This window comes from Pantoea sp. FN0305 (assembly GCF_050113845.1).
Lineage (GTDB): Bacteria > Pseudomonadota > Gammaproteobacteria > Enterobacterales > Enterobacteriaceae > Mixta > Mixta alhagi.
Genome location: NZ_JBNJSN010000007.1, coordinates 220,129 through 244,042, shown reverse-complemented (window position 1 = coordinate 244,042; position 23,914 = coordinate 220,129). Strand labels below are relative to the sequence as shown.

Annotated in this window: 22 protein-coding genes; 6 read left to right on the top strand and 16 right to left on the bottom strand. The window is 54.7% G+C overall.

Going from position 1 to position 23,914, the window contains the following annotated elements; all coding sequences use genetic code 11:
- Positions 1–9 precede the first annotated feature (9 nt).
- Positions 10–1,326 (bottom strand): 23S rRNA (uracil(1939)-C(5))-methyltransferase RlmD, encoded by a 1,317-nt coding sequence (gene rlmD, locus ACQE3Y_RS15435; RefSeq protein WP_426982025.1) that lies wholly within the window; start codon positions 1,324–1,326, stop codon positions 10–12.
- A gap of 91 nt (positions 1,327–1,417) precedes the next feature.
- Between rlmD and barA the strand changes: the two genes are divergently transcribed.
- Positions 1,418–4,147 (top strand): two-component sensor histidine kinase BarA, encoded by a 2,730-nt coding sequence (barA, locus tag ACQE3Y_RS15430; RefSeq protein ID WP_426973688.1) that lies wholly within the window; start codon positions 1,418–1,420, stop codon positions 4,145–4,147.
- On the opposite strand, the gene ACQE3Y_RS15425 is transcribed toward barA, so the two are convergent.
- The 7 genes from ACQE3Y_RS15425 to ACQE3Y_RS15395 form a co-directional block, all read right to left on the bottom strand.
- On the bottom strand, positions 4,138–5,286 hold the full coding sequence (locus tag ACQE3Y_RS15425; protein ID WP_426973687.1) for a glycerate kinase: 1,149 nt from the start codon (positions 5,284–5,286) through the stop codon (positions 4,138–4,140). The two genes, barA and ACQE3Y_RS15425, sit on opposite strands and share 10 nt — an antisense overlap.
- Before the next feature lie 83 nt (positions 5,287–5,369).
- Entirely contained in the window at positions 5,370–6,260 is an 891-nt protein-coding gene (gene garR / locus ACQE3Y_RS15420; protein ID WP_085072294.1) for a 2-hydroxy-3-oxopropionate reductase, read from the bottom strand.
- A gap of 13 nt (positions 6,261–6,273) precedes the next feature.
- A complete protein-coding gene (gene garL, locus ACQE3Y_RS15415; protein ID WP_426973685.1) occupies positions 6,274–7,035 on the bottom strand; it encodes a 2-dehydro-3-deoxyglucarate aldolase in 762 nt (253 codons plus the stop codon).
- A gap of 25 nt (positions 7,036–7,060) precedes the next feature.
- Complete coding sequence (gudD, locus tag ACQE3Y_RS15410; protein ID WP_426973684.1) at positions 7,061–8,401, bottom strand: glucarate dehydratase; 1,341 nt, start codon at positions 8,399–8,401, stop codon at positions 7,061–7,063.
- A 10-nt stretch (positions 8,402–8,411) separates the two neighbouring features.
- A complete protein-coding gene (locus ACQE3Y_RS15405) occupies positions 8,412–9,758 on the bottom strand; it encodes an enolase C-terminal domain-like protein (RefSeq protein WP_085070390.1) in 1,347 nt (448 codons plus the stop codon).
- Positions 9,759–9,767: 9 nt separating this feature from the next.
- Positions 9,768–11,114 (bottom strand): MFS transporter, encoded by a 1,347-nt coding sequence (locus tag ACQE3Y_RS15400; protein ID WP_426973681.1) that lies wholly within the window; start codon positions 11,112–11,114, stop codon positions 9,768–9,770.
- Positions 11,115–11,380: 266 nt separating this feature from the next.
- Complete coding sequence (locus ACQE3Y_RS15395) at positions 11,381–11,611, bottom strand: hypothetical protein (RefSeq protein WP_426973680.1); 231 nt, start codon at positions 11,609–11,611, stop codon at positions 11,381–11,383.
- Positions 11,612–11,629: 18 nt separating this feature from the next.
- Between ACQE3Y_RS15395 and garD the strand changes: the two genes are divergently transcribed.
- Positions 11,630–13,189 carry a galactarate dehydratase gene (gene garD, locus ACQE3Y_RS15390; RefSeq protein WP_426982023.1) on the top strand — a complete coding sequence of 520 codons (1,560 nt, stop codon included), beginning with the start codon at positions 11,630–11,632 and terminating at the stop codon, positions 13,187–13,189.
- A gap of 35 nt (positions 13,190–13,224) precedes the next feature.
- On the opposite strand, the gene ACQE3Y_RS15385 is transcribed toward garD, so the two are convergent.
- From ACQE3Y_RS15385 to syd, 4 genes are all read right to left on the bottom strand, one after another.
- Positions 13,225–13,671 (bottom strand): flavodoxin, encoded by a 447-nt coding sequence (locus tag ACQE3Y_RS15385; protein ID WP_426973679.1) that lies wholly within the window; start codon positions 13,669–13,671, stop codon positions 13,225–13,227.
- Positions 13,672–13,682: 11 nt separating this feature from the next.
- Entirely contained in the window at positions 13,683–14,462 is a 780-nt protein-coding gene (gene truC, locus ACQE3Y_RS15380) for a tRNA pseudouridine(65) synthase TruC (RefSeq protein WP_426973677.1), read from the bottom strand.
- Complete coding sequence (locus ACQE3Y_RS15375; protein ID WP_250650759.1) at positions 14,462–14,788, bottom strand: YqcC family protein; 327 nt, start codon at positions 14,786–14,788, stop codon at positions 14,462–14,464. The genes truC and ACQE3Y_RS15375 overlap by 1 nt, the downstream gene beginning before the upstream one ends.
- 604 nt (positions 14,789–15,392) lie before the next feature.
- Positions 15,393–15,947, bottom strand: a complete 555-nt coding sequence (gene syd / locus ACQE3Y_RS15370; protein WP_426973675.1) for a SecY-interacting protein — start codon at positions 15,945–15,947, stop codon at positions 15,393–15,395.
- Positions 15,948–16,054: 107 nt separating this feature from the next.
- On the opposite strand from syd, the gene queF reads away from it, so the two are divergent.
- From queF to xni, 3 genes are all read left to right on the top strand, one after another.
- Complete coding sequence (queF, locus tag ACQE3Y_RS15365) at positions 16,055–16,900, top strand: NADPH-dependent 7-cyano-7-deazaguanine reductase QueF (RefSeq protein WP_085070376.1); 846 nt, start codon at positions 16,055–16,057, stop codon at positions 16,898–16,900.
- A gap of 183 nt (positions 16,901–17,083) precedes the next feature.
- Entirely contained in the window at positions 17,084–18,448 is a 1,365-nt protein-coding gene (gene ppnN / locus ACQE3Y_RS15360) for a nucleotide 5'-monophosphate nucleosidase PpnN (protein ID WP_250650762.1), read from the top strand.
- A 37-nt stretch (positions 18,449–18,485) separates the two neighbouring features.
- Entirely contained in the window at positions 18,486–19,241 is a 756-nt protein-coding gene (gene xni, locus ACQE3Y_RS15355; RefSeq protein WP_426973672.1) for a flap endonuclease Xni, read from the top strand.
- 219 nt (positions 19,242–19,460) lie between these two features.
- On the opposite strand, the gene rlmM is transcribed toward xni, so the two are convergent.
- The 4 genes from rlmM to ACQE3Y_RS15335 all read right to left on the bottom strand — a co-directional run bounded on the left by rlmM (position 19,461) and on the right by ACQE3Y_RS15335 (position 22,490).
- Entirely contained in the window at positions 19,461–20,561 is a 1,101-nt protein-coding gene (gene rlmM / locus ACQE3Y_RS15350; RefSeq protein WP_426982022.1) for a 23S rRNA (cytidine(2498)-2'-O)-methyltransferase RlmM, read from the bottom strand.
- Positions 20,554–20,949, bottom strand: a complete 396-nt coding sequence (locus ACQE3Y_RS15345) for a DUF423 domain-containing protein (RefSeq protein ID WP_250650766.1) — start codon at positions 20,947–20,949, stop codon at positions 20,554–20,556. Before ACQE3Y_RS15345 ends, rlmM begins: the two co-directional genes overlap by 8 nt.
- Before the next feature lie 57 nt (positions 20,950–21,006).
- The gene (gene gcvA / locus ACQE3Y_RS15340; protein ID WP_085070366.1) at positions 21,007–21,924 is read right to left on the bottom strand and encodes a glycine cleavage system transcriptional regulator GcvA; all 918 of its coding nucleotides are present in this window, start codon (positions 21,922–21,924) and stop codon (positions 21,007–21,009) included.
- Positions 21,925–22,265: 341 nt separating this feature from the next.
- Complete coding sequence (locus ACQE3Y_RS15335; protein WP_426973668.1) at positions 22,266–22,490, bottom strand: YgdI/YgdR family lipoprotein; 225 nt, start codon at positions 22,488–22,490, stop codon at positions 22,266–22,268.
- Between the two features lie 218 nt (positions 22,491–22,708).
- On the opposite strand from ACQE3Y_RS15335, the gene csdA reads away from it, so the two are divergent.
- A complete protein-coding gene (gene csdA / locus ACQE3Y_RS15330) occupies positions 22,709–23,914 on the top strand; it encodes a cysteine desulfurase CsdA (RefSeq protein WP_426982021.1) in 1,206 nt (401 codons plus the stop codon).

Genomic DNA, 23,914 nt, shown 5'->3' with positions numbered 1-23,914 from the left:
TAAAGATACTTATGTTTTACCGAATAGCACCATGGATTCAAGATGACCGGTATGCGGAAACATATCGAGCATCGCAACCCTTTCTAACTGGTAACCGGACGACAGCAGTACCTGACTGTCGCGGGCAAGTGTAGTCGGGTTACAGGAAACGTAAACAATACGTTGTGGCGCAAGTTTAACAATATGTTGCATCACGCCTGCTGCGCCTGCACGTGCCGGATCCAGTAACACCTTGTCAAAACCGTGCGCCGCCCAGGGCTGGCGCGTCACATCTTCTTCCAGGTTCTCATGAAAAAAGGTGATGTTTTCAAGACAATTCTGGCGGGCATTATACGCACCTTGTGCTGTTAAAGCTGCTACGCCCTCCACACCCACAACATTTTGTGCAGCCTTTGCTATCGGCAAGGTAAAGTTTCCCATGCCGCAAAACAGATCTAACACCCGGTCGTGCGGCTGCAGATCGAGCCACTCCAGCGCCTTCGCCACCATTTTATGATTGACCGCGTCATTGACCTGAATAAAATCGCGCGGACTAAAGCTCAGTTTCAACTGATGCGACATATAGTAAGGCGGCTCGCCGCTAATCTGTTGTAACTGCTCGCTATCCGGCGCCAGAAACAACGCCAGCTGGTGCTCATGCGAAAAGCGTTCCAGCTTTTGCCGATCGCCAACGCTTAGCGCATCAAGATGTCGCAACACCAGCACCGGACCGTTATCCGCCTGCACCAGTTCAACATGCCCCAGACGTCGTACTGCCTGTAGCGAGGCGAGACAGGCCCTGAGCGGCACCAGCAGCGCATCAAGTTCGGGCTTCAAAATGGGGCAATGGTCGATGGAAACCAAGTCGTTTGATGCGGTTTTACGAAAGCCCATCGTGAGCGTCTGCGTTTTGGCCTGATATTGCAGACCAAGACGCGCACGGCGGCGATAGCCGTAAGCGCTGTCGCCGATAATCTCATCTACCCGGGTTGGCTGTGCGGTTTCCCGCGTGAGCAGATGCGCTAGCGCGTTGGCCTTGCTCTGCTGCTGCAACTCCTGCGAAGCGTGCTGCTGCTGACAACCGCCGCAAACGGTAAAATATGGGCAGCGCGGCGTAACGCGTTGCTCGCTGGGCTGAAGAATTCGTCGTGCACGACCGCGTGCGTACTGACGTTTATCCTCCTGCAGCTCAACCTCTACCTGCTCGCCCGGCAGTGCGCCGCTGACAAATAGCGTCTTGCCCTGATGGCGAGCCACGCCCTGACCAAAAGCATCAAGATCGTGAATAGTGACCGTAATTGTTTGTCGGGTCGTCACACGCCGTTTTGCGGAGTAGAATTGCGCCATAGTGGAATAAAATCTCTGAATAATTGCTATGCGAAGTTACGCCTGACTGACGGCGTTACTGCCCAGCGTAATTGTCTCATACCGGACTATCATGACCAAATACAGCCTGCGGGCAAGGATGATGATTTTAATACTGGCCCCGACCTTAATGATTGGTCTGCTGCTCAGTACTTTTTTTGTGGTGCATCGCTATAACGAGCTACAACGCCAGTTAGTGGATGCCGGGGCAAATATCATCGAACCGTTGGCGGTTTCCAGTGAATATGGCATGACCTTTCACAGCCGCGAATCAGTACGTCAGCTGGTGAGCCTTTTGCATCGCCGTCATTCCGATATCGTGCGCGCCATTACGGTATTTGATAACAATCATCAGATATTTGTTACCTCTAACTATCACCTGAATCAGGAACTGCTGCGCCTGTCAGGCGGCGCTAAGCCACCTAAACTGACAACGATAGAACGCCTCGGTAATGTCATTGTTCTGCGCACGCCGGTGGTATCAGAAAATTACTATCCGGATGAATCGCCTGGGCGGGACGTTAAGCCTACAGGTAATCCGCTGGGCTACGTGGCGATTGAGCTGGATCTGCAGTCGGTCAGGCTTCAGCAATATAAAGAAGTGTTTGTCTCTACGCTGCTGCTGCTGTTTTGTCTCTGTATCGCCATGATGTTCGCCTATCGCCTGATGCGCGACGTTACCGGTCCGATACGCAATATGGTCAGCACGGTGGATCGTATTCGTCGCGGTCAGCTCGATAGCCGCGTTGAAGGCTATATGCTTGGCGAACTGGATATGCTGAAAAACGGCATTAACGCCATGGCGATGTCTTTGACTGCCTACCATGAAGAGATGCAGCAGAATATCGATCAGGCGACCTCTGACCTGCGTGAAACGCTGGAGCAGATGGAAATCCAGAACGTTGAGCTGGATTTGGCCAAGCGCCGGGCACAGGAGGCGGCCCGCATCAAATCAGAATTCCTTGCCAATATGTCGCACGAGCTGCGCACGCCGCTTAACGGCGTTATCGGCTTTACGCGTCAGACCTTAAAAACACCGCTCACCTCCACGCAGCGCGACTACCTGCATACCATCGAACGCTCGGCTAATAACCTGCTTAGCATCATCAATGACGTGCTGGATTTCTCGAAGCTGGAGGCCGGGAAGCTGGTGCTGGAAACAATTCCGTTCCCGCTGCGCGCCACGCTGGATGAGACGCTGGTGCTGCTGGCGCCTTCCGCCCATGATAAAGGACTGGAGCTGACGATTAATGTTCAGGGCGAGGTGCCGGATAATGTGATTGGCGATCCGCTGCGCCTGCAGCAGATTTTAACCAACCTGATCGGTAACGCGGTGAAGTTTACTGAACGCGGCAATATTGATATTCGTGTGGAAAAGCGCGGCTTAAGCAATAGCAGCGTCGAGCTGGAAGTGCAGGTACACGATACCGGTATTGGCATTGCTGAGAAACAGCAGTCGCAGCTGTTTGAGGCTTTTCGTCAGGCCGATGCCAGTATTTCCCGGCGTCACGGCGGAACCGGTCTTGGGCTGGTTATTACCCAGAAGCTGGTGAAAGAGATGGGCGGCGATATCGCTTTTCACAGCCGTCTGGGCCAGGGGTCGACATTCTGGTTCCATGTCAGCCTGGCGCTGAATCCAAACGCCGCCAGCGATCCTCGCGCGCTGGATGGGCTGCGCGGCAAGCGTCTTGCCTATGTTGAGGCGAATCCGGCCGCAGCGCAGGCGGCGCTGGATATTTTGAGCGCCATGCCGCTTACGGTCAGCTACAGCCTGACGCTCGAAGGCCTTACCGAGACGCGTTACGATATGCTGCTGATCGGTTTGCCTGTCTGCCAAAGCAGCGACAGCGTGCTATCACAGGCTTTTATTAACAGCCTGAAGGCACGCGCCGACTGCGTAATTATGGCCCTCTCCAGCCAGATGTTATTGCAGGCGGAGCAGTTAAAAACACACGGTATCGATGCCTGTTTATGCAAGCCGGTAACCCGCACGCGGCTGCTGCCGGTGATGCTCGATTTGCAGGCGCGCAAACGCTATGACCTGCCCGCCCGCGCGCGTCTGCCGTTGGCGGTCATGGCGGTTGATGACAATCCCGCCAACCTCAAGCTGATTGGCGCGCTGCTGGAGGAGCAGGTGGAAAATATTGTGCTGTGCGACAGCGGCGAAAAAGCGATTGAGGTCGCCCGTCAGCAGGCGCTGGATATTATTCTGATGGATATTCAGATGCCGGAAATCGACGGCATTCGTGCCAGCGAGCTGATTCGTGAGCTGCCCCAGCATGCCAATACGCCGATTATCGCAGTGACTGCCCATGCCATTGATGGCGAGCGCGAACATTTAATCAAAGCGGGAATGAATGATTATCTTGCCAAGCCGATTGATGAGGTGAAACTCAGTCACCTGCTGGCGCGCTACTCTCCAACGCTTCTGCCGGGCGTGCCGGAAGCGCCTGCAATTCCAGCCTCCCTTGACTGGCAGCTGGCGCTGCGTCAGGCGGCCAACAAACCCGATCTGGCACGCGACCTGCTGAAAATGCTGCTTGATTTTCTGCCGGAGGTGCAGGAGAAAATCGAGCAGAGCCTGGTGGAAAACCGTCAGAATGGGCTGCGGGAAATCATCCATAAACTGCACGGCAGCGCCAGCTACAGCGGCGTACCGCGCATGAAACAGCTGTGCCGACAGATTGAACATAGCCTGCGGCTGGATGGCGAAGTGATGGCGCTGGAACCTGAGCTGCTGGAGCTGCTGGATGAGATGGAAAATGTGGCGCAGGAGGCGCGCCACATTTTGAGTCAGTCCTGATTAAAAGCCTGACCGATTTTCAGGGTTGCGGCGATATTGCGTGCCGTCATACGTACGTTTTGCGCCGCGTTATTCAGCGCATCTTCCAGCGTACAGATGGAATAGATCACGCTGTAAACCGCGTCCAGGCCATGCTGGTGAACCACGCCAACATCTGCCGTCAGGCTACCGGCAATACCAATTACCGGCTTGTTGTAGCGCTTCGCGACTTTTGCCACGCCAATGGGCACTTTGCCGTGAACGGTTTGACTGTCGATACGGCCTTCGCCGGTGATCACCAGCGTGGCATCTTTGACTAACTCATCCAGCCCCAACGCTTCGGTAACGATTTCGATTCCGCGCCGCAGTTCTGCCTGGCAAAACGCATGCAGGGCCGCGCCCATTCCCCCCGCCGCGCCGCCGCCGGGGATATGCAGCACGTCAATATCGAGATCGCGCTGAATAATGCCCGCGTAGTGCGCCAACGCGCTATCAAGCTGGGTAACTAACGCTGGCGTTGCACCTTTCTGCGGACCAAAAATCGCCGAAGCCCCTTCATCGCCCGTGAGCGGGTTGGTAACATCGCAGGCCACCTCAAAGCGGCACTGACGCAGGCGCGGATCGAGCTGGCTGATATCAATGCGCGCCAGCTGCGGTAACGCTCCGCCGCCGTAACCAATCTGCTCATCCTGCGCGTTAAGCAGCCTGGCTCCCAGCGCCTGCACCATCCCGGCGCCGCCATCGTTTGTCGCACTGCCGCCGATGCCGATAATAAAATGTTGTACGCCGCGATCCAGTGCGTTAGCGATAAGCTCACCGGTGCCCCAGGAGGTGGTGACCAGCGGATCGCGCTGCGCGGGCGGCACCAGCTCAAGGCCACTGGCTGCGGCCATCTCAATAAACGCGCAGCTTTCATCGCCAGACAAACCATAAAAAGCATCAACCGGCTCCCCTAAAGGACCGGTAACCCGTAACCTGACAATTTTACCCTGCGTGGCCGCTACCATCGCCTCTACGGTGCCTTCACCGCCATCCGCCACCGGCAGTTTGACATATTCAGCATCGGGAAAGATTGCCCGAAAGCCGTTTTCAATCTCCGAAGCGACCTGCAGGGCGGATAAACTCTCTTTATACGAATCCGGTGCGATAACGATTTTCATAAGTAGTCCGAGCGCTGTTGAGCTGGCCGCAGCCAGAAAACGAAGCCGGTCAGCCTGACCGGCTCTGTAACCGGTGCGGATGGCTAGCGTGAAATTTCAACCTTCGCTAACTTTTCATAATAGCAGGCCAGCGCACTGTGATCGGAGGTGCCCATGCCATCTGCTTTTAACGCCTGCATCATTTCCATGACGGCGGCCGTTAACGGCAACTGCGCGCCAACCCCATGCGAGGTATCCAGCGCATTACTGAGATCTTTAATATGCAGGTCGATACGGAAACCCGGTTTGAAGTTACGATCCATCACCATTGGCGCTTTGGCATCCAGCACCGTGCTGCCTGCCAGCCCGCCACGGATAGCCTGATAAACCAGATCCGGGTTAACGCCCGCTTTGGTCGCCAGCGAGAGCGCTTCTGACATCGCGGCAATATTCAGCGCGACAATGACCTGGTTCGCCAGTTTGGTCACGTTGCCTGCGCCGATATCACCGGTATGCACAACCGAACCGGCCATCGCTTTCATCAGATCGTAATAACGGTCGAAAACCGCTTTGTCGCCGCCCACCATCACCGACAGCGTGCCATCGATCGCTTTGGGTTCGCCGCCGCTCACCGGCGCATCCAGCATGCTGATGCCTTTTGCCGTCAGCGCCTGATGAATTTCGCGGCTGGCCAGCGGCGCAATCGAGCTCATATCAATCAGTACCGTGCCGGGTTTCGCCCCCTCGATGATGCCATTTTCGCCCAGCGCCACCTCTTTAACGTGCGGCGAGTTTGGCAGCATGGTAATGATGACATCGCACTGTTCGGCAACCTCCTTCGGCGTTTTCGCCGTGGTGGCGCCCAGCTCAACCAGCTCCGCCTCGTTTTGCGTATTGGAATCACGAACCACCAGCGTATAACCCGCTTTCAGCAGGTTTTTGCTCATGGGTTTGCCCATAATGCCCAGACCAATAAATCCCACTTTCATTGCTATTCCCCTTGTTAAGCTATTTTTTAAAACGATCGCAAAGCGCCTGCGTGGCGTTACGGAACACGCCCAGATCGCTTCCCACGGCAACAAAGGTTGCACCCCATTCCAGATAGCGGCGCGCGTCAGCCTCGACCGGGGCCAGAATGCCGCTCGGTTTGCCTGCGGCTTTCGCCCGCGCAAAGATATGCTGAATAACTTTTAACACTTCAGGATGGGCAGGCTGCCCCAGATAGCCGAGCGCAGCGGAAAGATCGCCCGGGCCGACAAAAATGCCGTCCACGCCATCAACATTCGCAATGCTGTCGAGATTTTCCACGCCCTGCTGGCTCTCAATTTGCACCAGCACGCTGACATTACTGTTGATATCGAGGTTGTAGTCCGGCAGCGTGCCGTACATGTTGCTGCGATGCGAAACCGAGACGCCGCGAATACCGGCGGGCGGATAGCGCGTTGAGGCCACCGCCAGTGCGGCTTCCTCTTCGCTTTCCACAAACGGGATCAAAAAATTATAAAAGCCAATATCCAGCAGGCGTTTGATAATCACCGGCTCATTGCAGGGCGGACGAACCACCGCCGCGCTGGGACTGCCTTTAAGCGCCATCAGCTGCGGTACAAAGGTGGTGATATCGTTCGGCGCATGTTCGCCGTCCAGCACCAGCCAGTCGAAACCCGCCAGGCCAAGAACCTCTGTGGTAATAGGATTTGCCAGCGAACACCAGCTGCCGATCAGCGTTTCGCCGCTTAGCAGACGTTGACGAAAATAGTTGGACCAGGACATGTTGTTTCCTCTCGGTTAAGCGCGCTTAGCGCACCAGACACGGACGTTTGTTATCAAAGCGCCAGTTCGGCACCAGGAACTGCATTGCCTGCGCATCATCGCGCGCGCCCAGCCCATGCTGTTGATAAAGCGCATTGGCTTTCATTACCTGATCCATATCCAGCTCAACGCCCAGCCCTGGCTTCTGCGGCACCTGCACCATGCCGCCCTTGATCTCCAGCGGCTGCTTCGTCAGGCGCTGGTTGCCTTCCTGCCAGATCCAGTGCGTATCGATGGCGGTAATCTTGCCTGGCGCGGCGGCGGCAACGTGGGTAAACATCGCCAGCGAAATATCGAAATGATTATTGGAGTGGGAACCCCAGGTCAGGCCGAACTCATGACACATTTGCGCCACGCGCACCGAGCCTTGCATGGTCCAGAAATGCGGGTCGGCCAGCGGGATATCCACCGACTGCAGCGACAGGGTATGCCCCATCTGACGCCAGTCGGTGGCGATCATATTGGTGGCGGTCGGCAGACCAGTGGCGCGACGGAACTCCGCCATCACTTCACGTCCTGAATAACCCTGCTCGGCACCGCACGGATCTTCCGCATAGGCCAGTACGTTGCGCAGCTGTTTACCCAGCTTAATCGCCTCTTCCAGCGACCAGGCGCCGTTGGGATCAAGCGTAATGCGCGCCTCCGGAAAACGCTGCGCCAGCGCGGTTACCGCTTCCGCCTCTTCGCTGCCTGCCAGCACCCCGCCCTTTAGTTTGAAATCGTTGAAGCCATATTTCTCATACGCCGCCTCGGCCAGCCTGACGACCGTTTCCGGCGTCAGCGCCTCCTCATGACGCAGGCGATACCAGTCGCAACTGGCATCCGGCTCACTCTGGTAGGGCAGCGTCGTTTTGCGGCGATCGCCCACGTAAAACAGATAGCCGAGCATCTCAACCCGATCGCGCTGCTGCCCTTCACCCAACAGGCTGGCAACATTAACGCCAAGGAACTGCCCCAGCAGATCAAGCAGCGCGGCTTCAATACCGGTAACCACATGAATGGTGGTGCGCAGGTCAAAAGTTTGCGTACCGCGTCCGCTGGCGTCGCGATCGGCAAAGGTGGTGCGCACCAGACTGAGCAGGTTTTTATATTCGCCCAGCGTATGGCCGATAAGCAGAGCCGCGGCCTCTTCCAGTGTCTGGCGGATTTTCTCGCCGCCGGGAATTTCACCTACGCCGGTATGGCCAGCGTTATCCTTGATGATGACAATATTGCGGGTAAAAAAAGGCGCGTGCGCCCCGCTCAGGTTGAGCAGCATACTGTCGTGACCGGCAACGGGGATGACCTGCATAGCGGTAATTCTCGGCGTGGCGTTCTGTTGGCTCATGGTCGATTCCTTATGCTTTGCTGCGCCCGAACGCCGGGCGCTTGCGATCGAAAGTCCAGCCGGGAATAAGATATTGCATCGCGGTTGCATCGTTCCGCGCGCCGCCCGGCAAGGTTTTGTACAGCTCGTGCGCCTGTTGCAGGCGTTCCCAGTCCAGCTCAATACCCAGTCCGGGCTTATCGGGCACGGCAATTTTGCCGTGACGGATCTGCAATGGCGCTTTGGTCAAATGCCGATCGCCTTCCTGCCAGATCCAGTGAGTGTCGATGGCGGTCGGCTTACCCGGCGCGGCCGCGCCGACGTGGGTAAACATCGCCAGAGAAATATCGAAATGATTGTTGGAATGGCAGCCCCAGGTCAGGCCCCAGTCGTCGCAGAGCTGCGCAACGCGCACCGCGCCGCTTAAAGTCCAGAAATGCGGATCGGCCAGCGGAATATCCACCGCGTTCAGCATGATGGCGTGCTGCATTTCACGCCAGTTGGTGGCGATCATATTCGTCGCGACCGGCAGGCCGGTGGCGCGGCGAAACTCCGCCATCACCTCTCGCCCGGAATATCCCTGTTCCGCTCCGCAAGGGTCTTCGGCATAGCTGAGAACATCCTGCAGCCCTTTGCAAAGGGCGATCGCTTCATCCAGCATCCAGGCACCGTTAGGGTCAACGGTAATCCGCGCGTCCGGGAAGCGTTTTTTCAGCGCACGCGCAGTCTCTATTTCCTCTTCGCCCGGCAGCACGCCCCCTTTTAATTTGAAATCTTTAAAGCCGTAACGATCCTGGGCCGCTTCCGCCAGCCGAACCACCGCCGCGCTATCCAGCGCCTGTTGATGGCGCAGGTGATACCACTCATGTGTTGCCCGTTCGCCGCTCAGGTAAGGCAGATCGGTTTTCTGCCGGTCGCCGATATAAAACAGGTAGCCCAGCACCGTGACCTCATCGCGCTGTTTGCCTGGCCCAAGCAGCTCGGCTACCGGCACATTCAGGCACTGGCCCAGCAGATCGAGCAGAGCAGCCTCCAGCGCGGCCACCGCATTGACCCGCAGTTCAAATGTCCAGGCACCTTTGCCGAAGGTATCGAAATCAGCATGCTGATTACCTTTATGCACCTGCTGTACCAGCCGGTTCATGCGGCCGACTTCATGCCCAACCACCTGCGGGATCGCCTCGGTTAGCGTCTGTAAGATGGTTTCCCCGCCTGGTGCCTCACCCAGGCCGGTATGCCCGGCGCTATCGGTTAACACCACGATATTGCGGGTAAAGTAAGCGCTGTGCGCCCCGCCGATATTGAGCAGCATACTGTCATGACCGGCGACCGGAATCACTTTCATATCGGTAATGACGGGCGTGCTTTGCGTATTCATCGCCTCTCCTTACGCTACTTTTTTCAGCTCAATGCGTTTGATGTCACCCACCAATACCAGGTAGCTCAGCACCGCAATGAAAGCATGGATCCCCACATAGATCAGCGCGCCGTTATAAGAACCGGTGGTGGCGATGATGTAGCCAATAGCGATAGGGGTAACGATGCCGGAAATATTGCCAAACATATTGAACAGGCCGCCGCTGAGGCCGCTCATCTCTTTAGGAGCGGTATCTGCCATGACCGCCCAGCCGAGCGCGCCGATGCCTTTACCGAAGAAAGCCAACGCCATAAAGAACACCACGACCCATTCGGTATCAACATAGTTACAGGTCACCATTGATATGGAGAGCAGCATGCCGAGAACGATAGGCGTTTTACGGGCGATATTCAGCGAGCCGGTTTTACGCATCAGCCAGTCAGAGATAACTCCGCCAAGCACGCCGCCAAGGAAGCCGCAGATAGCCGGTACCGAGGCGATAAACCCCGCTTTCAGAATCGACATACCGCGCGCCTGCACCAGATAAACCGGAAACCAGGTAATAAAGAAGTAGGTAAGGGCGTTGATACAGTACTGACCGAGATAGATCCCGAGCATCATCCGCGAGGTGATCAGCTGACGAATCTGGAGCCACTTTTCACGTCCGCTGACTTTTTCCTGGCTCTTTTTCGCATCCATATTGATCAGTGCGCCGCCTTTCTCCATATATTCCAGCTCGGCCCGGTTAACGCCTGGATGATCGTTAGGATCGTGGATCACCTTCAACCAGATAAAGCTCAGGATGATGCCCAGCCCGCCCATGAACCAGAAGACATGCGCCCAGCCTACCTGCGAGGTTAACCAGCCCATAATTGGCGCGAAAATAACGGTGGCGAAATATTGCGCTGAGTTAAAAATCGCTACTGCGGTGCCGCGCTCCTGCGCTGGAAACCAGGCGGCAACGATCCGACTGTTGCCGGGGAAAGATGGCGCTTCCGCCAGTCCCACCAGAAAACGCAGCATAAAGAGCGCAACGATAACGGTAAATCCTTCAAAAATATCAACAAACCCTTGCAATAGCGTAAACAGCGACCAGATGAAGATGCTCCAGAAATAGACGCGCTTCGAGCCGAAACGGTCAAGCAGCCAGCCGCCGGGGATTTGGCCAATCACATAAGCCCATGAGAACGCCGAGAAGATATAGCCCATGCCGACCGGATCGAGGCCAATATCTTTCGCCATCTCAGAGCCGGCAATCGAAAGCGTGGCGCGGTCGCCATAGTTAAAAGATGTGACGATAAACAACATCACAACGATCCAGTATCGTGCGTTGGTTCTTTTTTCCACGGCGCTTTCCGCCTGGCTGTATGAATTCATGATGCACTCCTGAAATATAGCGGTACGCTACTTTCCACTCTGACTGCATACACTTCGCGTTGAGTATCAGAATGAGGTTGGGTTAAACATGGCGATAATTATTTGTTAGCAAAAACATCGATTACGCAGCGCTGTTGTCTCACCAGTCGTCAAAGCTGGGAAAAAGTATATGGAGCGCAACGGGGCAATTCACTGGAATAAAGCCCGATATTTGATGGTGAAAAATGCTTATTTTATGGCGTTTGCATAATTCGCTGCGGCACGGCTCACGGAATCGCTTTTTTCAGGCCGACAGGCTGAGGGCCAGCGGGAGTGCGGGTTGGGTTTGTGAGCCTCTTCACTTGCATTTGTTCTAAAGCCTGAAAATGAATTAAACGGTAAACAGAAACCAGGTCATTTGCATAATGCTCGCCCTGTTGCCGCTTCTTATACTTTTCACAGCAAAAACCTAAGACGCGGTTTTCACCAGCGCCATCTCCCTTTCCACCCTTTTCCATTTACTGGATACCGAAGCAATGAAAATATTCGAAGAGACGCCGCGCTACATTCGGGTACACGAAGACGACAATGTCGCTATCGTAGTGAATGACAACGGTTTATCGGCTGGCAGCCTATTTCCCTGCGGCCTGCGCCTGACGGAACATGTTCCTCAGGGGCACAAGGTGGCGCTCAGCGCGATTGCGCGTGGCGAAACCATTCGCCGTTATGGCGAAGTGATTGGCTACGCGCTGCGTGATATTGCTCAGGGCAGCTGGATTGAAGAGTCGCTGGTAGCGCTGCCGGAAGCGCCGCCGCTGGAAAGCTTGCCGCTGGCGACGCGCGTGCCGGAGCCGCTGCCGCCGCTGGAGGGTTATACCTTTGAAGGCTACCGCAACGCCGATGGCAGCGTCGGCACGCGTAATCTGTTGGGAATTACCACCAGCGTACACTGCGTGGCTGGCGTAGTGGATTATGTGGTCAACATTATTGAGCGCGAGCTGTTGCCGCGTTACCCCAACGTCAATGGCGTGGTGGCGCTGAATCATCTCTACGGCTGCGGCGTGGCGATCAATGCGCCAGCAGCTATTATCCCTATCCGCACCATTCATAACCTGGCGCTGAACGCCAACTTTGGCGGTGAGGTGATGGTGGTGAGCCTTGGCTGCGAGAAACTCCAGCCGGAGCGGCTGTTAGCCGCTAACGGCGATGATGTACAGGCAATCTCCCTCGGCGAAGAAGATATTGTGCGTTTGCAGGATGAACGTCATGTCGGCTTCGAGGCGATGGTGCAGGAAATCCTGCGCGTGGCGGACCGGCACCTGCAGCGCCTGAACCAGCGACAGCGAGAGACCTGCCCCGCTTCTGAGCTGATTGTGGGTATGCAGTGCGGAGGCAGCGACGCTTTTTCCGGCGTAACGGCAAATCCTGCGGTGGGCTACGCCTCGGATCTGCTGGTGCGCTGCGGCGCAACGGTGATGTTTTCCGAAGTTACCGAGGTTCGTGATGCGATACATTTATTAACGCCGCGCGCGGTAGATGAGGCAACCGGTAAGCGACTGTTGGAAGAGATGGCCTGGTATGATGAATATCTGCGTCAGGGCCAAACCGATCGTAGCGCCAATCCTTCGCCGGGCAATAAAAAAGGTGGGCTGGCAAATGTGGTGGAAAAGGCGCTTGGCTCGATTGCCAAGTCAGGACGCAGTGCCATTGTTGAGGTGCTGTCGCCGGGACAGCGTCCCACGAAACGCGGACTGATTTATGCCGCCACGCCCGCCAGCGATTTTGTCTGCGGTACGCAGCAGATGGCTTCCGGCATTACGCTACAGGTTTTCACCACCGGACGCGGCACGCCCTATGGCCTGGCCGCCATTCCGGTGATCAAAATGGCGACGCGCACCGCATTAGCTAACCGCTGGCACGATTTAATGGACATTAACGCGGGCACTATTGCGACCGGAGAAGAGAGCATTGAACAGGTGGGCTGGCGTTTATTCACGTTGATTCTGGATATCGCCAGCGGTCGTCAGCAAACCTGGTCCGACCGCTGGGGCATTCGCAATGCACTGGCGGTGTTTAATCCCGCTCCGGTAACCTGACCGGCGAAAAGCAACGCTTACCGAAGCGGGAGGGATTACAGCAGCTTGCCCCAGTTTTCTACCCAGGGCGAGGTCACGCTTTCCGGCTCCGGTGATTCCATCGCATCCACCAGCAGTACATCGCCTGTACGCATTGCGCCCTGCTCCTGCAGCAGGGCGTCAAAGGTTTTCCCTGCGCCGCAGAAGTGATCGTAGCTGCTGTCGCCCAGCGCGATAACGCCATAGCGCAGCTGCGGCTGATGCCCCAGCTTATCTTTTACGTCGTGATACAGCCCGGCAATGCTGTCAGGAAAATTACCCTGCCCGGTCGTGGACGTAACAATCAGCGCAACTTTGTCGCTATACTGCTGCCAATCGTTAAAGCTGGGATCTTCAAAAATCTGTACCTGATGTCCCTGCTCTTGCAGGATCGGCTCCGCCTCTTCCGCGACCAGCAACGCATTGCCGTAAACCGTTCCGACGAAAATACCTATCTGCGCCATAAACTTCTCCCTTAATGTGATTCTCTATCCTGGCCTGGCGTCTGTGCAAACTCAACCCTGGGAATATCAGGGAGATGGTGTTGCCAGCCAAACTGCTGCATCAGACGCTGCCACTCATGATCGAGCCCGGCCCGTAAAATAAGCGGCTCGCCGGTAACTGGATGGTTCAGCGCCAGGCTGCTGGCGTGCAGCATTAAGCGGTCGCAGCCAAAATGCTGCGCCACACCGCGGTTCTGACGTAAATCACCGTGGGTGGTATCGCCAATAATCGGGTGACGCAAATGAGAGAGATGACGCCGCAGCTGATGTTTGCGTCCCGTTGCAGGTTGAAGCTCCACCAGGCTGTAGCGGGAAGTAGGATATCGGCCAATTGCTACCGGCTGTTCCGTGATTGCCAGTCCGCACCAGTGGGTTACCGCCGGCTGTGGTCCTTTATCCGGCGAGGCATATTTATCCCCTATCTTATCCAGCTCTTCGGTAAGCGGATAATCGAGCCGCTCCGCGCCCTCCAGCCAGCCACGTACCACGGCATGATAGGTTTTTACCATCTGGTGCTGCTCAAACTGCTGCGACAGCAAACGACCAACCTCACTGGAAAGCCCCATCAGCAGAACGCCGGAGGTAGGACGATCGAGGCGATGCACGGTAAATACGTGCTGCCCAATTTGATCGCGCACCGTTTGCATCACCACGACTTTCTCTTTGCGATCCAGCCAGCTGCGATGCACCAGCCATCCGGCCGGTTTATTTACCGCGACCAGCCACTCATCTTGATAGATAATTTCCAGCATCAACGATCCGTTATAAACAGCGCATCAAGCGCGCTAAGGTGAATCAGCAACTCGCGCCGACCCGGCATCCCGGTTTCCAGCGCCATTTCATAATAGGGCGCGATAGCAAAATTCTGCGGTAGCGCAGCCTCGGCATCGAGCAAGGCGTGCATCCGGGGGATCAAGACCCACTGCAACCACTCCAGCGGCTGCATGGTATCGAGGAAAAACGGCTGTGTGCTGTCGAACGCAGCCGCCTCAGGCGCTTCGCTCTGCCATAGCGCATGCGTTTTCAGTAATGCTTCGACCGCCAGCAACCCCTGGCGAACCTGATGTTCACGGTGCATGGGCATCCTCACAACGGGTGAAATTTTAAGGGCGGCAAGCATAGCATCGCCGGGGCGGCGGGAAAACGCGCAGCATAAAAAAAGGGGGCACTGTATTAACAGTGCCCCCGGTTCGTTTGCAGCAGTCCCGCTACTCTGGTGCTCCCTGCTCATCCATGAAAACTTTTCCCTGTTGTCATCCTGACAAACACGCCTTCATGGCGATACTCCATTGGCTTTCCTGGCCCACCAGTCGTCCTGTCTGGCTCTCATTCTCCATCCTGGAGGTGTCCTTTTATTCCATCCTGGAATATTCAGCTTCGTCCTGAAGCCATCCTTTAACGCCTTTCCCTGTGCGGCACATCATCCTGATGAACGCCTTCCCTGACGTTGTCCAATCCACGGATTCCCTTTCCGATAATGTACAGTTTGCCTTAGCCAGCACAGGAAACAAGATACCTTTTCCTTTAACAGTTAAGCCTGGCAAAAATCTGAAAAGGCAGATTTCACTAAGTTGATGATTTACATTATTTTCACAAAAAAACTTTCAATTTTCTTGTGGTTTTTTCTGGCGATCTCTTACAGCTAATGTAAGAGATGTCTCACAGTATGATAAGTCGATCGCTTAACTCACCTCAGTAACCGGTTGTAATGCCTTAAGAAACGTCCGAAGATCCGCTGCCAGTTTTTCACGTCGTGGCGTTCCCAGTGTTTCACAGATCACTTCACCCGTTAAATTGCACACCGATATAATTTCTGAATCAGAAGATGTGGTGGCAATAAACAGGGTTGGAGTTTGTTTTAAACGCCTTTTCATGACCAAATGCCCAATCAGATTTTCCTGTACTCGCTCAAAATCGGTCTCGCTCCATACCTGAAGTAAAGTGATTGGCCGTTGCCCGAGCGTCGCCTGCATATCTCCGGCGAATTGCGTTGTATAATAACTCACCACCGAAGACTGTAGCTGTAGTTCCAGCGCCCGTTCTACCGCCGCAAGGTGCGGTTCCAGGCTAAAAGGCTGCGGCTGCCACAGCACGCGTTCGTCACGATTTTCTGTCACGCAGGGCGAAGGAATTTCGTATAACTCGGCGCTGGCAGGCAGATGGCCATAATCCTGCTGCCAACGTTGGCAATAGTATTGAGTGAAGTCCCGCAACGCGGCGGCAATAAGATCATTCATCTTTTTTTACTCCAGGCTGACTGAGTTACACTTACAGCCTTGTTTACCGTTTCTTTATCACAGGAAAAGACGCAACTCGTCTTCCCCGACGGGTTTGAGGTTACGTTATGTCTTCTTATGAACAACATCAAGCGCTTGCCGGCCTGACGCTGGGCAAGCCAACCGCATATCAGGATCGGTATGAACCTGGCTTGCTGCAGGCGGTGCCCCGCTCGCTGAATCGTGAGCCTTTGGGTCTTTACCCCACTCATCTGCCCTTCCATGGTGCCGATATCTGGACATTGTATGAGCTCTCGTGGCTGAATGCGAAAGGCGTTCCTCAGGTTGCTGTGGGCGAGGTCGTGCTGCGGGCGGATAGCGTTAATCTCATCGAATCAAAAAGTTTTAAACTCTATCTTAACAGTTTTAATCAGACACGCTTTGCCGACTGGGGCGAAGTGCGCCAAACGCTGGAGCGCGATTTACGCGCCTGCGCGCAGGGTGAAGTCAGCGTGGCGCTGTTTCGCCTGCAAGAGATTGAAGGGCAACCCATTGGTCAGTTCGATGGTTTCTGCATTGATGAGCAGGATATCAGCATCGATGACTATCAATTCAACGCTGATTATCTGGCCGATGCCAAAGGCGAAGAGATCGTTGAAGAGACGCTGGTCAGCCATCTGTTGAAATCGAACTGTCTGATTACTCACCAGCCTGACTGGGGCTCGGTACAAATTCGCTATCGCGGGCCGCGCATCAAGCGTGAGGCCTTGCTACGCTATCTGGTCTCGTTCCGTCATCATAATGAGTTCCATGAGCAGTGCGTGGAGCGTATCTTTAACGATCTGTTGCGCTTCTGCCAGCCGGAGACGCTGTCGGTATATGCCCGCTATACGCGACGCGGCGGACTGGATATTAATCCATGGCGCAGCAATACTGATTTTTCGCCCAGCCATTCGCGCCTGGTGCGTCAGTAAATTGCGCAGTTCCTCGCAGGACTGCGCGCTGTTACAGGAATCGGTTGAGGAACTTCAGTACAGCAAGCTACTCTGAGAAGCAGCGGTAGCGATACGCTACCGTCCAGGGATTTTCTCGTCACCGTGCGGTTATCGTAACGGCACGGTGTCATTTGTCACCCCGGCGGGTGTAAAGGAGCGCACTTGATTACACATATCAGCCCACTTGGCTCAATGGATTTGCTGTCGCAATTAGAAGTCGACATGCTGAAACGTACGGCCAGCAGCGATCTCTATCAGCTGTTTCGCAACTGTTCTCTCGCCGTGCTTAACTCCGGTAGCCAGACCGACAGCAGCCATGAACTGCTCTCCCGCTTTGAAAACTTCGATATTAATGTGCTACGCCGCGAGCGCGGCGTAAAACTGGAACTGATCAATCCTCCGGAAGAGGCCTTTGTTGACGGACGTATTATTCGTTCTTTGCAGGCAAACCTGTTTGCCGTACTGCGCGATATTCTGTTTGTTACGGGTCAGTTCGAAACGGCAGGCCGCTTTCAGCAACTCGATCTGGATAATTCCATCCATATTACCAATCTGGTTTTCTCTATCCTGCGTAACGCCCGCGCCCTGCACGTAGGCGAAAACCCTAATATGGTGGTGTGCTGGGGCGGGCACTCAATTAACGCCACCGAATATCAATATTGCCGCAATGTCGGCACCCAACTCGGCCTGCGCGAACTCAATATCTGTACCGGCTGCGGACCTGGCGTAATGGAAGCGCCGATGAAAGGCGCTGCGGTGGGTCATGCGCAGCAGCGCTACCGTGAAGGGCGCTTTATCGGTCTGACAGAGCCATCGATTATTGCTGCCGAGCCGCCGAACCCGCTGGTCAATGAGCTGATTATCATGCCGGATATTGAAAAGCGCCTGGAAGCGTTTGTGCGTATCGCTCACGGCATTATCATTTTCCCGGGCGGCGTCGGTACGGCGGAAGAGCTGCTTTATCTGCTGGGTATTCTGATGAATCCGGAGAATAACGATCAGGTGCTGCCGTTGATTCTGACCGGGCCCAAAGAGAGCGCCGATTATTTCCGCGTGCTGGATGAGTTTATCGTGAATACCGTAGGTGAGCAGGCGCGTCGTTATTACACCATTATTATTGACGATGCCGCCGAAGTGGCGCGCCAGATGAAAAAAGCGATGCCGCAGGTTAAAGAGAACCGTCGTGAAAGCGGTGATGCTTACAGCTTTAACTGGTCGCTGCGTATTGAGCCAGACTTACAGGTTCCGTTCCTGCCTACGCATGAAAACATGGCCAATCTTAATCTCTATCCTAATCAGCCGCCGGAAAAACTGGCAGCGGCCTTACGTCGCGCCTTCTCAGGTATCGTTGCCGGTAACGTGAAAGAGATGGGTATCCGCGAGATTCGACAGAAAGGCCCCTACAGGCTTCATGGCGACCCGGCCATTATGCATCGCATGGACGATCTGCTGCAGGGCTTCGTGGCTCAGCACCGCATGAAGCTGCCGGGCACGGCCTATATACCGTGCTACGAAATCATTAAATAATCGCAAACGGGCGGCTTCAGGTTGCCCGCCTTTAACTATGACTATTCATTTATTAATTGTTGATGCGCTCAATCTTATTCGTCGTATTCATGCCGTGCAGGGTTCGCCCTGTCAGGATCGTTGCGTAGCGGCATTACAGCAGTTATTAGGCCATACACAGCCGACGCATGCCGTTGCGGTATTTGATGATGAACTGCGTCGCGAAGGCTGGCGGCATCAGCTGTTACCCGATTATAAAGCGGGCCGTCCGCCAATGCCGGAGGATTTGCAGCGAGAAATGCCCGAGCTGCAGATGGCGTTTCGTCAGGCGGGCGTTTCCTGCTGGTCCGCTGAAGGTGATGAGGCCGATGACCTGGCGGCTACGCTGGCCGTGAAGGTGGCGCAAAGCGGCCATCAGGCGACCATTGTTTCAACGGATAAAGGGTATTGTCAGCTGTTGGCTCCTGAGATTCGCATTCGCGATTATTTTCAGAAACGGTGGCTGGACTTACCTTTTATTGAACAGGAATTTGGCGTTACGCCAGAGAAGCTGCCCGATTTTTGGGGGCTGGCAGGCATCAGCAGTAGCAAAATACCCGGCGTCGCAGGCATTGGTCCCAAAAGCGCCAGTCAGTTATTACAGCAGTTTGGTTCTCTGGAAACGCTCTATCAACAGCTTGATGCCGTACCAGATAAGTGGCGTAAAAAGTTAATCGAACAGCGTGAGATGGCATTTATTAGCCAGCGTGTCGCTACGCTGCGTACCGATCTTAATCTTAACGGTAATTTAAAGGCGTTGCGCCTGCAGAAGTGAAACCCGGTCCTGGCTGCTGCCGGGGCTGAGGAAACCACTTTTAATAAATGGTTATGACCTGCAAACCAGAGCCCCGTCGCGAATATTAAACCAGACCAGACGCAACTACATTGGGTTCTGCGCTTATATCTATTAAAAGCTTTTTGTAGTTAACTTAATCGCTAATCCCTTAGCGGAAGCAATACTATTCGCCCGGGATTAGCGTTGGTGTAAGATGTTCTACCGTTCGTCGCGACGGCCCGGCGCTGCGCCCCAAATGCGGCGAATATGCACCGTTACCTCTTCGCGATCGTGATAAAGCTGACGTGCCTGAATCTGGGCGTTAATGCCATTCTCCTGCAGCTTCTCCTGAATCATCGCCAGATTCTGCGATACTTCTTCATAGCGCTTCTTCATCGGCAGCTTCAGATTAAAAATCGCCTCGCGACACCAGCCGTTGATCAGCCATTCCGCCATCAAATTAGCCACGCGCACCGGCTTTTCCACCATATCGCACACTACCCAGCTAATATTGCTGCGCGTGGGACGATATTTGAACCCATCTTCACGATGATGCGTCACCTGCCCGGTATCCATTAAAGAAGGCGCCATCGGGCCATTATCTACCGCATGCACCATCATGCTGCGTTTCACTAACTGATATGTCCAGCCGCCCGGACAGGCTCCAAGATCAACCGCATACATCCCGCTAGCCAAACGTTCATCCCATTCATCAGCCGGAATAAACACGTGAAATGCCTCTTCCAGCTTGAGAGTCGAACGACTTGGTGCATCGGAAGGAAATTTAAGCCGAGGTATACCCATAAAAAACGGCGAATTATTGTTGGGATAAGAGTAACCCACATAACAGTGACCAGAAGCGATAAAGAACACATGGATCACCGGTCGGCTGGCGCTCTCGTAATTCAGCAAACTCTTCTGCTGACGCAGCGCGCTACGCAGCGGAACGGTAAACTTACGGCAAAACTTCAGCAATTCCTTCGCTTCATTGGTATCCGGCACCTCGACCCGAAGGTCGCCGCCCTTCTCTACCACGCCGTTTATCATCCCGGCCACTGGGGAGATACGATCTTCAGGCGGTAGATCACGCAGCAGTTCACCCACCACCACCATCTGACGAGCAAAAATCAGCTCGCTGAAAGGCAGTTCGCGCGCCAGCTTGTCGGCCTCGGCCGCTTCATAACACTCAAACAGCACATAGCCGGAATTCTCTTTTACCCGAGCGAAACCATAAATTTCACGTTGCGCCGCTTTATCGGTAATCTCTGCCGCACACTCTTTCTCAAAACCGGAACGGCAATACAACAACACTTTATTCATGGCGATCTGCCTTTCTCTTCAGACGCAGCGCGCCGATTAACATTAAAATCCAACCAATCAGAAAACAGGTGCCGCCTACTGGCGTAATAAACACCCACATCTTCAAATGCGACAGCGCCAGACAATAAAGACTGCCGCTAAACAGCACTACGCCCAGGGCCAGAAAGGCGCTGCTCCAGTAAAACCAGATATTTGCGCGACGAAGCATCGCCGCAGCCAGGCCGATAATGGTCAGCGTATGCCAGGCCTGATAATCCAGACCGGTATGAATCCAGGCCATTTCTGTGGGCCCCAGAGACTGACTCAGGACGTGCGCACCGAATGCGCCAAAAGCGACAAAGAAAAATCCGCTGATGGCTGAAAAAATTAACATTGCACGACTGGACATCGAACGATCCTCGTAACATAACGCGCCGGGTCACTCCGTCGCGGTTAAATAAACAGGTTAATTGGCGTAGCGGAAGCGGAATTTTTCTTGCTCGCTTGCGGCTTTTGCCAGAATCCATTGTCGAAAGGCGGCTATTTTACCCAGTTCTGCCTGGCTGTCATGACAAACCAGATAAAAAGCGTTTTTACTTACCAGCACATCATTAAAAGGACAAACCAGGCGACCAGCCTCAATTTCACTTTGCGCCATAACATTGTTCGCCAACGCCACGCCCTGTCCATGAATCGCCGCCTGCAACACCATCGCGCTGTGGCTAAAAATCGGCCCCTGCTGCACATTAATATGCTGCAAGCCTAACTGGCGCGTATAGGATTGCCAGTCGCGGCGCGAAGCATCATGCAAGAGCGTCATATGTTCTAAATCGGCTGGCGTTTTTAACGGCTTATCGCCAGTAAGCAGCTGCGGCGAGCAAACCGGCAACAAATATTCAGCGTATAGCTTTTCTACACGCAGCCCCGGCCAGTTGCCGCGACCATAAAAAATCGCCACGTCCACATCGTCGGCCAGTTTCTCCTCTTCACGGTCTACCGCCTGGATACGCACATCGATTCCCGGATAAGCTGAGTTAAAGCTGGAGAGACGCGGCACCAACCACTGAATCGCAAAACTCGGCAGCAGGCTTACCGTTAGCGCGCCTTTGGCGCTGCGCGCCTGCAGCTTACGCGTCGCATCATTAAGCGCCGAGAAAATCTCTTTAATATCCAGATAGTAGCTTTGACCTTCCTCGGTCAATAATAACGAACGATTACGCCGCCGAAACAGCTTCAGACCGAGAAAATCTTCCAGAGACTTAATCTGATGGCTTACGGCTGCCTGGGTAACAAACAGCTCTTCAGCCGCTTTGGTAAAGCTAAGATGACGCGCTGCTGCATCAAAAACGCGCAGGGCATTCAATGGTGGAAGACGTTTTGACATGGTTTCCAAATCTTGGCTGAAACACTTTGACGCAACCCGAAAGCGCCGCGTTACGTATTAGATTTTTTTATCCGAGACATTATAAATTGTCCGTTGAGGAAGCTCCAGCAAATACCTATAGTTGCCGCACTTCCTGAGCCGGAACGAAAAGTTTTCAGAATAGGTAGGAAACTACTGATTTCAGAGGGCTTTTGGCTTGTGGTCGTGATGTTGTGTTTGCAATTTGATCTGACGCTTTTCAGATCGGGTAGCCTGGCTACCTTTTATTCCTGTAGATTTACCCTGTCTGTCCATAGTGATTTTAATAGCACCGCATAAGCGGTGCTTTTTTTTGCCTGAAATTACTGGCCCATCTCTACCATCTCTTTGACATCAGAGCGGTTGATCTGCTGCTCGTTGCCCTGAGCATCTTTATAGCTGATCATACCGGTATCATCGTCTACCATAGGCTTACCATCGGCAACAATCGTGCGTCCATCATTGGTATGCATAACGTAATTGCTGGAACAGGCGGCTAAAGTAAATGTCATGGCACAGGCGGCCAGTACTGCGGCGAGTTTTTTCATTTTCTATCTCCTTGCAGATTAAATGCGATAAACCAACCGTCCTAATCAGCCAGCGTGAATGGTGCTCAGCAGCAACATTCGCTCTGGTAAATCGGCGGTAAACAGTTTAAACCTTGCCTTTTCAGCATAACGCGGATTTGCTGCTTTGCCAGTGGCTTAGGCGCTATTCGGCCTGTTCCTGGCCGCAGAAGCTAAACCTTTATTGTAATGAGAACCGCATGACCCTATTTAATCCCGCCCAGTTCCGCCAGCAGTTTCCGGCACTGGCAAACGCGGGCGTTTATCTGGACAGCGCCGCCACCGCATTAAAACCTCAGGCGGTGATTGAGGCCACCGATCACTATTACAGCCTGAGCGCCGGTACCGTGCATCGCAGCCAGTATGCGGCGGCGCGTAAGCTTACTGAGCGTTATGAAAGCGCGCGTGCGCAGGTGGCTAGCCTGATTAATGCGCCAAATCCACAGACGATTATCTGGACACGCGGCACCACCGAAGCGATCAACCTTGTGGCGCAGAGCGCATTCAGACCTACCTTACAGCCTGGCGACGAGATTATCGTTAGCGAAGCAGAGCATCATGCCAATCTGGTGCCCTGGCTAATGGTTGCTGAACAGACCGGTGCACGGGTGGTGAAATGGCCGCTGGGCCCGGATCGCCTGCCGGATATGGCGCTGTTACCCACGCTATTAACCGGTAAAACGCGTCTGCTGGCGCTGAGCCAGATGTCCAACGTGACCGGCGGCTGTCCCGATCTGGCGCAGGCGATAAAGCTGGCGCATGCCGCCGGGGCATTGGTTATGGTAGACGGCGCCCAGGGCGTGGTGCACTGCCCGCCGGATGTGCAGGCGCTGGATATCGATTTTTATGCCTTCTCCGGCCACAAACTTTACGGGCCGATGGGCATAGGCGCGCTGTACGGTAAACCGGCGCTGCTGGAAGCGATGGCTCCCTGGCAGGGCGGCGGCAAAATGCTTAGCCATGTGGATTTTAATGGCTTTACGCCGCAGCCGATCCCCTGGCGTTTTGAGGCCGGAACGCCAAACGTCGCAGGCGTTATCGGCCTGAGCGCCGCGCTGGAATGGCTGGAAAAGGTAGATATCGAGGCGGCAGAACGCTGGAGCTGTAGCCTGGCAACGCTGGCGGAAGAACAGCTACAGGCGATTCCCGGCTTTCGTAGCTTCCGCAGCGGTGAATCCAGCCTGCTCTCTTTTGATATTGCCGATATTCATCACAGCGACGTGGTCACGCTGCTGGCCGAAAGCGGCGTGGCGGTACGCGCCGGTCAGCACTGCGCGCAACCATTAATGGCAGCGCTGGGCGTCAGCGGTACACTGCGCGCCTCATTTGCCCCTTATAATAGCCTGCAGGATGTCGATGCGCTGGTGCGCGCCATCCATAACGCCATCACTTTACTGGCAGAGTAA